Origin of the sequence: Bacillus sp. SM2101 (genome assembly GCF_018588585.1) — a bacterium.
GTDB classification, from domain to species: domain Bacteria; phylum Bacillota; class Bacilli; order Bacillales; family SM2101; genus Nanhaiella; species Nanhaiella sioensis.
The window spans coordinates 1-12,255 of sequence record NZ_JAEUFG010000048.1; the positions used below are offsets into that span (position 1 = coordinate 1).

Annotated in this window: 15 protein-coding genes and 1 pseudogene; 13 read left to right on the plus strand and 3 right to left on the minus strand. The window is 32.1% G+C overall.

The window, feature by feature from the left end:
* The 9 genes from JM172_RS23220 to JM172_RS23250 all read left to right on the plus strand — a co-directional run.
* Positions 1–188, plus strand: a 188-nt coding sequence (locus tag JM172_RS23220; protein WP_483297277.1) for a YunG family protein, incomplete at its 5' end; no start/stop codon positions are given.
* A 141-nt stretch (positions 189–329) separates the two neighbouring features.
* Complete coding sequence (locus JM172_RS23225) at positions 330–476, plus strand: hypothetical protein (RefSeq protein WP_214484761.1); 147 nt, start codon at positions 330–332, stop codon at positions 474–476.
* Between the two features lie 543 nt (positions 477–1,019).
* Positions 1,020–2,396: a beta-propeller fold lactonase family protein gene (locus tag JM172_RS23230; protein WP_214484762.1), complete on the plus strand. Its 1,377-nt coding sequence runs from the start codon at positions 1,020–1,022 to the stop codon at positions 2,394–2,396.
* Positions 2,397–2,851: 455 nt separating this feature from the next.
* Positions 2,852–3,844 carry an alpha/beta hydrolase gene (locus tag JM172_RS23235; RefSeq protein WP_214484763.1) on the plus strand — a complete coding sequence of 331 codons (993 nt, stop codon included), beginning with the start codon at positions 2,852–2,854 and terminating at the stop codon, positions 3,842–3,844.
* A gap of 778 nt (positions 3,845–4,622) precedes the next feature.
* A complete protein-coding gene (locus tag JM172_RS25300; RefSeq protein ID WP_284730501.1) occupies positions 4,623–4,754 on the plus strand; it encodes a hypothetical protein in 132 nt (43 codons plus the stop codon).
* Positions 4,754–4,879 (plus strand): CD1375 family protein, encoded by a 126-nt coding sequence (locus JM172_RS24985; RefSeq protein WP_250886855.1) that lies wholly within the window; start codon positions 4,754–4,756, stop codon positions 4,877–4,879. The genes JM172_RS25300 and JM172_RS24985 overlap by 1 nt, the downstream gene beginning before the upstream one ends.
* A 40-nt stretch (positions 4,880–4,919) precedes the next feature.
* Complete coding sequence (locus JM172_RS23240) at positions 4,920–5,057, plus strand: CD1375 family protein (protein WP_250886856.1); 138 nt, start codon at positions 4,920–4,922, stop codon at positions 5,055–5,057.
* Between the two features lie 333 nt (positions 5,058–5,390).
* Positions 5,391–5,534: a sporulation protein YjcZ gene (locus JM172_RS23245; RefSeq protein ID WP_214484764.1), complete on the plus strand. Its 144-nt coding sequence runs from the start codon at positions 5,391–5,393 to the stop codon at positions 5,532–5,534.
* 81 nt (positions 5,535–5,615) lie between these two features.
* Positions 5,616–6,026: a hypothetical protein gene (locus JM172_RS23250; RefSeq protein WP_214484765.1), complete on the plus strand. Its 411-nt coding sequence runs from the start codon at positions 5,616–5,618 to the stop codon at positions 6,024–6,026.
* A gap of 655 nt (positions 6,027–6,681) precedes the next feature.
* On the opposite strand, the gene JM172_RS23255 is transcribed toward JM172_RS23250, so the two are convergent.
* The 3 genes from JM172_RS23255 to JM172_RS23265 all read right to left on the minus strand — a co-directional run bounded on the left by JM172_RS23255 (position 6,682) and on the right by JM172_RS23265 (position 9,183).
* Entirely contained in the window at positions 6,682–7,152 is a 471-nt protein-coding gene (locus JM172_RS23255; RefSeq protein WP_214484766.1) for a hypothetical protein, read from the minus strand.
* 118 nt (positions 7,153–7,270) lie between these two features.
* Complete coding sequence (locus JM172_RS23260) at positions 7,271–8,275, minus strand: cytochrome D1 domain-containing protein (protein ID WP_214484767.1); 1,005 nt, start codon at positions 8,273–8,275, stop codon at positions 7,271–7,273.
* A 674-nt stretch (positions 8,276–8,949) separates the two neighbouring features.
* Positions 8,950–9,183 carry a hypothetical protein gene (locus tag JM172_RS23265; RefSeq protein ID WP_214484768.1) on the minus strand — a complete coding sequence of 78 codons (234 nt, stop codon included), beginning with the start codon at positions 9,181–9,183 and terminating at the stop codon, positions 8,950–8,952.
* A 759-nt stretch (positions 9,184–9,942) separates the two neighbouring features.
* Here JM172_RS23265 and JM172_RS25305 point away from each other — a divergent pair.
* The 4 genes and pseudogenes from JM172_RS25305 (at position 9,943) to JM172_RS23280 (ending at position 12,072) form a co-directional block, all read left to right on the plus strand.
* Positions 9,943–10,071, plus strand: coding sequence for a hypothetical protein (locus JM172_RS25305; RefSeq protein ID WP_284730502.1), 129 nt, complete (start codon positions 9,943–9,945; stop codon positions 10,069–10,071).
* Between the two features lie 14 nt (positions 10,072–10,085).
* Positions 10,086–10,361, plus strand: a pseudogene (locus JM172_RS23270) (GNAT family N-acetyltransferase); the annotation flags it as partial.
* 473 nt (positions 10,362–10,834) lie between these two features.
* Complete coding sequence (locus JM172_RS23275; protein WP_214484769.1) at positions 10,835–11,233, plus strand: hypothetical protein; 399 nt, start codon at positions 10,835–10,837, stop codon at positions 11,231–11,233.
* Between the two features lie 323 nt (positions 11,234–11,556).
* Positions 11,557–12,072: a hypothetical protein gene (locus tag JM172_RS23280; protein WP_214484770.1), complete on the plus strand. Its 516-nt coding sequence runs from the start codon at positions 11,557–11,559 to the stop codon at positions 12,070–12,072.
* The last annotated feature ends 183 nt before the right edge of the window (positions 12,073–12,255 follow it).

Genomic DNA, 12,255 nt, shown 5'->3' on the forward strand with positions numbered 1-12,255 from the left:
GATGGCATTATTATAATTTTATAGACAACACCCGATATGATTTTACAGAATCCCAATTTAGTGAAAGCATAAATTATGCAGATATCTCATCAAATAGAGAAGAAGCCTTCCAGGACACAAACCTTAATCAATACAACTACTTAAAAAATAATGTTTCCCTAGAGCTAAGTAAAAGCACAAGACTTTAATGACGATCTTCAACAATATGGCGCAAGAAGGTAGTAAAGTATATCTGGACTACCTTATGGATAGTTACCTTACCTATTAAGGAAACAATAGTGATAGTATAGTATGGTTATTAGGTTGTTAATGTGACTCAGGAGGCACTAATGTTATTGAAAGAGACTATTATACAATTAATTATGATAATTTCGTTTGGGGTTGGAGCAATTTTAATTGTATTATTTCCTATATTAAAAAAAGAGAATCAATATCATATTCCATTACTCATAATGAGTAGAGGATTTTTTTTTTGAATTTAATCATACAAAAAAATAATGTAGTCTAAGAGTGGTTAAGATCTGTAAGAAAAGAGAAGAACGCTGAATGTATAAGTTCTTTTATGGAATGAAAAATCAAATACCTAAGATATCAGTGGAGATAGCTAAGGAATACAACATTGTGTATAGTGCAGTTTTTATATACATGTTTTTATGACAAAATGTTGAAATTCGAGAAAGTATGTAGCTCATCCTTGTTTGAGGAAGGGGAGAAATGGGAGAGAGAATAATAGGTGAGTACCTTATTTGGTGTATGTTATTTGGAGAAATGCTTGTATTCATGTAGGGTTAGATAAATCTATTTTTGACCACCAAAGTGATATTATCATTGAATTTTGTGTGAAATAATTAAAGCTTTCTACCCTTTCCATGAATATAAATATAATGTACAAACTTTCATGAAAATATGAGCTTTATTAAGGACTTCGGTGAATAATGAAAGAAAGTGGTTGTAACTGTTAATGATTAAAATAATAGTTTTTTAAAAATTCAGTTTTATATAGAAGGAGGTGTGAAATTTTGACAAAACAGCTTTCAGAAAAATGTTGTAATCCAACTATTACTTTAATAGTTCCGTGTGAAATAAAGTGTCAGGCTGTTATTTCTGGAAAGGTCACATCTAATGGAGTGTGTCCAGTAGAAGGAGCGAAAGTATGTTTATCGAGTTCGTTACCTGGTATCGTCAATTTTGACCCGAACCCAACAATTACTGATGATAATGGTGAATATATATCTATGGTGACTGTAACCCCTCCTCTTTTAGGTACAGTTGTTACAATCATAGCTTCAGCAGAGGTGAACAATGTTCCAATATCTATTACAGAATTTACAGTTGTAAGCTGTCAACAGACATTTGAAACAGTATATGTAACGAATGAATTCTCAAATAATATAACAATAATTGACGGACAAGAAAACATGCCGATCACAACTTTACCAGTTCAAAACACGCCATTCAGGGTAGCGATTACACAAGATAGAAGTTTTGCTTATGTAGCAAATTTGAATAGTGGATCTGTTTCTGTAATACGTATATCAGACAATACCCTTGTTGGGGATCCTATTAGTACAGGAGGAGGTTCCCAAAACTTAGTTATAACACCTGATAGTGCGTTTGTTTATGTATATAATATTGACGCATCGACAGTATCTGTTATAGAAGTAAGTGAGAATAGGGTTGTACAGTGTATTAGTGTAGGTAAAGGATCGAGAGCAAACACATATAACAATATTGCTATTACACCTGATGGTCAGTTTGTTTATATCGCTAATACACAGGATAGTACCATTTCTGTCATTCAAACTTCTAATAATGTTGTTATTAAAACAATTTCTGTGCCAAACTCTCCTTTATCTATTACAAGTACACCCAATAGCCAATTTGTCTACGTTGTTAGTCCATTTGGGACGATAACTGTTATCGAAACTTCCAATCAAACAATACTTGATACTATAAATACTCCTGTTCCTAACCCTCAGAATTTAGTAATTACTCCTAGTGGTGAATTCCTTTATGTCATTGGTGGTTCACAATTTGTAGAAGCTTTTCGAATAGCGGATAACATGCGTATTGCATCTATAGAATTGTCAAGAGCTAACTTTAGTCTTGATATTGTGATATCTCCATCATCTGATTTTGTTTACGTTATCGCTAATCAAGTTTTTTCTCCATTCGGCAGTATAAATGTTATTGATATTACTAGTAATACTGTAATAAAACAAGTACAACTTGGAAATGCACCACAACAATTGGCTATTAATACTGATGGAAGTCGAGTATATGTGTCCAATGCAAACCCCGATAGTGTTGAGGTGTTCCAAACCTCAAATAATGAGTTGATAGCGAAAATACCTGGTGGAGGAAATGGAGCCCAAGGAATTGCTGTAACGTCTTAATCGCTTTATAACAAATAATAGCTATTCAACAATATGGCGATTTTCTGAAAATAATACTGAAAAGCGTCTTTCTCTATGTATAGAAACATAATAGAAACTGTGGTTATTAAGGGCTAAATATAGTCCTTTTCTTTTTGTTACTATTTCTTATGTCACCTTTCGGAAAGATAATAGCTTGATTTGTTTTTAGTGTGGTATTAGAAGTTTACGTTACTGGAGTATCGTTAGAGGATGCAAAAGCGATAGTTTAAGAAACCCAACAGGTAGAATTAAAAGCGTTAAATTCCCTTATATTACTTTAGAAATTTCTTCCTCGTATATAACAATTTGATTAGTAGAGGTTAAAAGCGATGAAATCATTAAAACTATCTCTAACCATTATCGCGATAGAATTAGCTATATTAGCTTGCTCCACAGCAAAAATTGAGGAGAAACAAAATAATCAATCTTAGGAAATGGAAGTGGAAAATGTGGAAACTGTATCGAAAGTAGAAGGACATGAAGTCTTCGAATCAAAAGTTGTATTAGAACCAGAGGCTCAGGAGTTTATTGAAGCTACAAAGAATCCACCTTACTTGTTTGATCTTGGTCCAGTTGAGGGTAGAAAAGCAGTAGATGAGGTTCAGTCAGGTGCTATTGAAAAGCCAAAAGTTGATATTGAAGATATTACAATTTCAGGTGGTCCCTCCGGGCAGGTATCAGTACGAATTGTAAAACCACAAAATGCTCCAGACAGTTTACCTGTTGTTTTATATACTCATGGAGCAGGTTGGGTATTCGGAAACGAGCATACACACGATCGTTTGATTCGTGAAATAGCTGTGGGCTCACAATCTGCTGTTATCTTTACTAATTATAGTCTGTCACCTGAAGCAAAATATCCAACAGCGATTGAGGAGGTTTATGCGGTATTAGAATGGATTCCTGAAAGTGGGAAGGAATACGGTATGAATACTGATAAAATCACAGTTGCTGGAGATAGCGTAGGTGGAAATATGTCAGCAGCTATTACTTTAATGGCTAAGGAAAGTGGAGGTCCAAAAATTCAAAAACAACTTCTTTTCTATCCAGTAACTGATGCTTCTTTTGAGACGGAATCGTATAAACAATTTAAAGAAGGGTACTTCTTACGCCAAGATGCGATGAAATGGTTCTGGGATCAATATACAACGAATGAAGATGAGCGTAATGAGATTACAGCTTCACCTCTACGCGCTACAACAGAACAACTTAAGGGGCTACCAGATGCTTTAGTTATTACGGCTGAGGCAGATGTTTTACGTGATGAAGGAGAAGCGTACGCTAATAAACTTCGAGAAGCTGGAGTAAATGTCATTGCTGTACGTTTCCAAGGGACCATACATGATTTTATGATGCTAAATGCGCTAGCTGATTCAGATGCAGCTAAAGGAGCAATGACACTGGCGAACGCTTGGCTAGGTGAATAAAACACTGTCGATAAATGAAATCCGTAGCTTTATTCTATCACAGTGGTAAAAGGAGTTGGTAAACCGAAAAATTTTGTTACCAAAATACATAAGGGTGTATTAAGCCTTGTTGATATAGTCATGAAGTTTACTGTTGGTGCAACTAAATGATTCATTTCTGCAATAGAAATGCGTCATCGTTATTAAATTGTGCACTAGGATAAGATATGTGTTCTTTTTCGTTTGAGACATTATAATATGTGTTAATGCTGAAATTTAGTCAGAACGTAGCGGTTGCTTGTTAATAGTTGATGTATTTCTGATTTAATAAGCTCATTATGCCTTTCCACTTATAGTCTCCTTTTCCTTGAACAGATGAAGATGGTAATATGGATAGAACAGACTGGAAATATCAACGGAGGAGTAACTGAAAATACAGGATTGTTTCCTACAGAAGGCATTGAAATTCCAGTTCGAATAGATCAATTATTTTAATAATGAAATAAAATGATTAATGAATCGATTAGTTTTTTTCTACTGCCGAATCTAAGAATTGTTATTCCACAATATGGCGCAAGAATATAGTAAAGACCATCTGGCTGTTTTAAGGATAATACCTATTAAAAATAGGTCAACCAGAAATGTTACTGGCTGACCTTATAATACGATATGGCGCTGATCTGTAACTTAGATTAGTGCTTATTTAATTTATGGGCAGATTGTTGAAAAAGAAGTTGTATAAATTTTATAATTTTGAAATAATTGTTCACAAAAAGAGGTAGAGTAATATTTCCAAAAGATGTGTTCTATAATACTATTTGAAAATCACAGTGGGGCAGAAAATTTACAGATGAAAGAAGATCAATTGAACACAATGGATGCTCTAGCGTCAGTATATGAAGACGTCTTAGCGTTAGGGGGTGGGGGATGATGTTGATGTGGATTGATATTTATTACAAGCTAATTAAAGAGGGAAGAAGAACCATTGATCAAGTCCCTGAACATCTAAGAGCAGACGTACAAACTAAATTGGATGCTGATCATAATGCTGATTAAATTAGCCCTATTCATACTACGTATGAAGGGAGGTGAAGACATGGTTTATATTTATGTCGCTTTGATCGTTCATGGACGAAGAACCATTAATCAAGTCCCATCAATTTTACAATCTAAAGTCGAAGAAGAGTTAAACGCATTATCATTGAATACGGATGGAACACCGATTCAAGAATAACGCCAAATTAGGCGTATTTTTTATGTCTTTTTTAGGGGGTGAGAAATTGGAATTAAATTTCACCTTTCCGGTACTTTTTGTATGAAATGGTATAACAGCACATTTTCAAACAAGCAAGTCACGTGTCTATACCAAATGAAGCTACAGAAAATAGAATATATTAGCAGCCTACTATTGTGCACTCATAGAATTCCTCAACGGAAAACCTCACTATTTATGTAGTGGGGTTTTAATCTATGAAAAATGTGAGCTTGTATCAGAACATCAATCCAAGCAGTTTAGATTATCCTTTCATAATATATATTACATTATATATAGAAAGGAGGAATTCGAATGAGTGCTTATGGAAGACACTCTGGTAGTGGAGCTGCAATTGTATTAGTATTATTTATTCTTTTAGTTATTATTCTTGTTGCTGCAAGTGGAAAATATTGTCCTGCTCAACAAAGGAGAATAGAACCCGACTGTCCCTGGTGACATAGCAAGGAAATATGAGACTTATACATTTAATATAGCTGCCTATGATATTTATGATGATGAATCTACAGGCATATCAAAGTGAGCTTGGAATTAGAAAAGTTAAATAAAGAAATAATGAGGGAATCTGATGAAATACTATACACAATGGGACTGTACGATTTGTTAAAAAAGTTCGGTAACCCCCAAGTCAGTGGAAGTTATTCTTTAAAAATAATGACCTGGAGAGATTTAGATATTTATCTCGAATCAGATACAATAAACGTCGATATGTTTTTTGAATTAGGCAAAGAAATTACACTAAAGTTAGAGCCATCTAAAATGAGCTTTAGAAATGAATTGATTGGACAAACGCCTCATTTACCAAGTGGTTTATATTGGGCTGTACATATAAACCTATTTGGACAGCAATGGAAAATTGATATTTGGACAATCTATTCGGAAGAAGTAAAAGAAAAGCAAAATGTCGTAAAAGAAATAAATTCAACTTGATGATTCTAATAGAAAAACTATATTAGAGTTAAAAAATCTTTTACATGACCACCCTAAGTATCGAAAAGTAATTTTAGCGTTTACATATACAATGCTGTAATAAAAAGTAATATAACATCTATCCAAAGCTTCGAAAATGGTTACATAAAAAGGATGGTATAAAATTATAAGTAATAGGGTTCATACACTAGATCGATTTTAACTCTTTGAATAGCACTTTGTAGTAAACACAATGATAGTTGTGTAGTGTTCTACTAAAAAAGACCCCCTTCCTTCTACAAGTAGGGAGTGGACAGTATTGTGGACGGGATCAAGTCCCACTGGCGCATACGTCCTATCCCGACTACCTAAAGAATAGCCTATAAAAAGAAGGCCAACCAGATAAAATATCAATCTGGATGACCTTATAATACGATATGGCGCATTTCTCTAAGAGATGTGTCTTTATTTATGATTTGGGCCATATTGTGGAATAACAAGTAATTTTGATTAATTATTTATTAGGTTAAATTGCTGGTGAATTTAACAGACTTAATTAGCGTGCTTCCATTATAGTAAAAAATGATAAAATCCCATCTCTAAGACCATGTAGATAAACTCGTTACTAATTTTTACTTATAAGACTTATTTTGTATTGTGGTTACAAAAAAATAAATTAGTGTTTAATAACTAGCGCATTTAAAGCACGAGTTTGAGCACAAATGGTATCTATATCGACACATGGTCCAGCATCTTGAATAAATATTCGATAGATATGCAAACCAGTATCAGGATAATCAACCCAAGTTAGGTTAGGGGTTATAGTATCAGTCAAATTAACGTCTTGATTGCTGAATTCTCTTTGTAATCCAATTGTAGATAAATTTATTGGTGTTCCATTATTGCTAATTCTTTGGAGGATATAATCTATGTTAATATTTACGGGCAAACCCGAACCATCAGTAGTAATTTCTAAAGTAACAACGGAATTTAAATGTATAATATCACCTTTTTTTACCAATATAGGAGGCAAAGTTAAAACAGCCTGAGGCATAAACACAGAGTTGGAAAATAAAGTTAATTTTTCTAATGATTGATCCTTAAATGACTCTAAAGGTTTCTTATTTTTGCATTTGCAATTACTCATAGTTTCACAGTCCTTTTACAGTAATAGTTGTTATTAATAAATGCAAAAAGTTAGAAGATGCAACTGATATATGACCAAGTAAAATATATTATTTTTATTAAACTCAAGAGTAATTGTGTTAACTAGAAGTAATAGCAACAAAGAAAGGGTCTAACTCGACTGAAACAGTAGCAATAACAGAATGAGTTTTGACATCAATGACAGAGACCGTGTTGTTACCATTTACAATGTAAGCAAGTTTTCCATCAGGAGTAAATGCAAGCGAATTAGGAAATAAACCAACTTGAACAGTAGCAATAACAGAATGAGTTTTAACATCAATGACAGAGATATTGTTATCATCTTCATTACCAACATAAGCAAGTTTTCCATCTGGAGTAAATGCAAGAAATTCTGAATCTTCACCAACTTGAATAGTGGCAATAACTGAATGAGTTTTAGTATCAATAACAGTGAGGGGATCTTCTTCACTTATAACATAGGCAATCTTACCATCAGGAGAAAATGCAACAAAATCTGGCTCATCTCCAACTGGAACAGTAGCAATAACAGAATGAGTTTTAACATCAATGACAGAGATATTGTTATCACCTTCATTACCAACATAAGCAAGTTTACCATCAGGAGCAAATGCAAGAAATTCTGAATCTTCACCAACTTGAATAGTGGCGATAACGGAATGAGTTTTAGTATCAATAACGGAAACAGTCTCATCTTCATCAGTATTCACATAAGCAAGTTTTCCATCTGGAGTTAATGCGAAAAAAAATGCTTGATCAACTCCAACTTGAACAGTAGCAATAACAGAATGAGTTTTGACATCAATAATGGAAAGGGTAGCATCATCATTATTATTAACGTAAGCAAGCTTTCCATCAGGACTAAATTTAGCCGACTGAGGAAATGAACCAACTTGAATCGTAGCAATAACAGAATGAGTTTTGGTATCAATGACAGAGACAATTCCACTAGTTCTTACAATGTAAGCAAGTTTTCCATCTGGAGAAAACTCAAGCGAAATAGGAAATGAACCAACTTGAGTTGTAGCAATAACTGACTGAGTTTTGGTATCAATGACAGAAACAGTGCCACTTGAAAAATTAGTAACATACGCAATGGGCATATACTAAACTCCTTTTTTGAAAGATTAAGTAATAATTATTTTATGATGAATGGTGAATCATGAGAAGAAAATAAACACTTTTGCCAGAAAATTTAATGAAACATAATAAGCATTTTGTTGATTAAAAAAATCCTCTCTTCCTTATAGCGTTGGACGCGGAGTGAGAGAGGATAGCATGACAAATTACCCTACGAGAAATGTATCAAGGCATATAAAAGGAGGTATACCTAGGGTAGTTAGAGGGGTAGTGCAATGAGTCTTAATACACAATATTTTATTCGAAATTTAAGTATAAGTTATGTGCGGTTGTACTAATCAAATGAAATAGTTTTATAGAACTTATTAGCAAATGTGACGGTTAGCAAAAAAATACTCTCCCTGTGTGTTCGTCAAAGGAGGCAACAGGAAGAGAGAATGATAGTTATGGGTTTACTTTAATGTTATGTAAAATTATTCAACCTTGCTTGTATTAATGTTCTAGGTCAAATAAATCAATTTATAAAATTTATAGAAGTATAACTCCCACTAACTGAAGCGGAAGGAATAATTGTTAGGGAGAGCTATAGAGCAGTATATGCAATGGTTTATAAGACGCTTGTACTAATGTGCTAGGTCGGATTAATCATTTTATTACACTCAATGATAGTTATGTTTCCCACCAGAAAATTCTTTTTCTAATAAATGAAAAGGGCGGGGATCACAAAGAAAACAAACAAGGTGATAGATATTAAGGAAATCCCAAATGCTGGACTGACATTTTTCTTCATTATGCCTAGTTTCTTTAGAATAAGATAAACAACTCCAACGGCTAATATTAAATATATTTCTTCATACTTTGGTGAGAAATAATGAACAACATTGCCAAAAAGTAAAACTATTAGAAGAAACAAAGGAAATTCAAGTTTCATATTTATCACCTCTAGTTTAGTTATAAGGTAATTTTACCAAAATGTTTAGTAAACACAAGGTAAGTTGTGATTACCAATATTAATTTTATTTAGTAAAATTTAACTAAGTAAAAATAATATTGGAGGAATTAGATGACTTTTCAGTTTGCTTTATTTTATTTCATACCACCAATTCTATTCTTTATCCTTTGTGTTGATTTAGTCAAAGCAATAAAAAATGGCAGAGAAACATTCCGACATACAATAATAGGTTCAATTTTGGTAGGATTAATTTTCTTTTCTATATTGATGTTACATTAAATTTCTATTTTTTAGTAAACACAAGATAGATTGTGTTTGATAGGGGGATGTTCAGAATATAAAAGAATGGGAGATTAAATGTACAATATGTTAAATTTACCTAATGTTACTCAACAATATGGTGCAAGAATATAGTAAAGGCTATCTTGACTACTTTAAGGATAATACCTATTTAAATGAGATCAGTCAGAAAAATTACTGGCTGACCTCATAATACGAATGGGGCTTTTCAGAAATGATAACTAAAAGCGTCTTTCTGTATGTTTTGAGTAATATTTTTTAAACAAGAAATTTTATAACCACAATGGACATTTTGTTGAACAACGGGTAGAGAATGAGGAATTCATACGAAGAGCAAGTAAAAAGATAAAACTAATATAGGAGTACCTACCCAACGTGTCGAATGGGAAAGTGTTCAAATCACTTGATGAATGAAAGAATTTTAGAGGGGGAAGTTTAGTGGATATACAAATTAGACGAGCAAAAGAATCAGATATTAATGAATTATTAAAGTTAGTAGAAAAGTTTGCGACATCATTTATGCCTAAAAAAGAATTATTTGTTGAGAACATCACCTATTACTTCTAGACGAATCTGTTTTCTTAAGGGTTGCTGAATATGAAGACAAATTAATAGGTTACTGTTTAGGATTTGATCACTTTACTTTTTACGCCAACGGTCGAGTATCATGGGTAGAAGAAATTATGGTAGAAGAATATCGAAATGAAGGTATTGGAACAAAATTAATGAGTTGTTTTGAAGATTGGTCAAAATCCAGGAAGTCACAATTAGTAGCATTAGCTACTAGAAGAGCAGCTAATTTTTATAAGACATTGGATTATAATGAATCACCCACTTATTTTAGAAAACTCTTGTAAACACACATTTTAAATTATAATAAACACAAGTGAAATATGTTTCAGTTCTTTTATAAACCAAACTAGATTGATTTTTTCGAGATATCGTTTAGTAAATTAGATACTTACTAGTGTAGGGTTAATTCGCAGTAGTATCTAAATTTTATCATTTCACTTATAGATGCAACAAAAACCACAGATTGTTCACTTTGAACCAATCTGTGGTTTTACTTATTTATATTAATTTAATTAATTTTTAAAAGAACTCTATCTACATGATATAAAAAAATGAAATATAAGTCTATATCTTTTTTTTTATTTTGAGAAAATAAGGTTGTGCACAAATAAACATAACGTTATGAAATAAAAATGATAAAACCTATTTTGTTTTAATTTTGATCCTTGAATTTGCGAGGAGATTTAATAAGGCTGCTATTTGAATCAAAAAAACTAAATACAACTTAATCGTGTTCAAAGATAGCGAGGGAAATAAAGTGGAATGGGAAAGATGGATGCCAATGTTTGACGTTTCTCCAAATATATACAATGAATCACTAAGTGATAGTGAAGAGGGGTTTTCTTTAAGATTCAGTGATGAAAATGGAAGAAATAGTTTTTTAGTAAAATTTGAAGTAGGTGTATTATCTTATACTAATACAGATAAAGGCACTTTAATTCTTATGTTAGATTATCTACATCAAAAATATGAGGAGCCGTTTTATTGTGAATGGTCTCTATTTAAAGTGAAAAAATCGAATTATTTAAGCAAATTTCTTGAAGAGAGTTCGGGTATATATGAATCAAGTTCAGTAACACATTATGTATTCTTAACATCAAATGATGTAATTGAAGTATTATCAACATACCCTCCAAGCTTTACAAAAGTACTTTAATGAAAATTTATATATGAATTATAAAGTTTGAGGAGGTGTTTTTTCATGATGAATACTGATTTACTAAATAGCTTGTTTCACTGGTATTTCTATGACAACATGAGATCTTTGAGAAAGAAACGAAAAAAGATTAATAGAAAATATCAAAATATCAAAATATCCTGAGAAAAGCGAGGGTAAATTAGAGGATTACAGGTTGCTCTATACCTTTTAATCTCAACTATATTGTTGGTTATTGTTATTCTGATTATGTATACATAATAGAAATTAAGGTGATTTAAGGAGGGGTAAGGTCTTTTATGCTAATGTTGACCTGAACAATGATGTCTAAGAAAAAAGTCTGGTTTTACGCGGCTATTGTATTTAGTTCAATAGAATTTGTAGCATTATCTTACGTTAATGAGCATTTTTATAAAAATATTATTTATGCGCTAGTGTTTTATATGGTTATTTTTATACAACCCTACATAGTGAATAAATCCTTTGATAGAGAAAGTAAGATTCTACTATTTAGTTTATTAAATAAGAAGTATAAAAAGATTATTCTTATATTATTATTGTTTTATATTGGGCCATTAATACTTTTTTATTCTATTCTTCCTAACCTAACCTATAAAGCTGCATACAATAAGGTGGAAACTCTAATACAAACAGAATATGAAAACAGTGTAATTTATTATCCGGATGAAGATGATGTCAAGTATGCCATAGGGACTATACACGATTATTACTTTGTAGGAGGCTTTTACTACTTTGATGTAATTAATTTAAAAAATGGAGACCTATATGAGATTATAGTTAATCCTGTTTCCGGGAAAGTAGTAAAACTGAAGAATTGATTGATTTAGGCTTTTTAAAGAGTGATAATATACTATTACACACAATAATTAATCAGTCTATTAGTTTTTTTCCACTGCCCAACTTGAGAAATGTTATTCAGCAATCTGGCGCTTGTCAGTAATAATACTGAGAGCGCCTTTCTTGATGTTTTGACTAATATTGCTTCAACCAAGATATTTTAG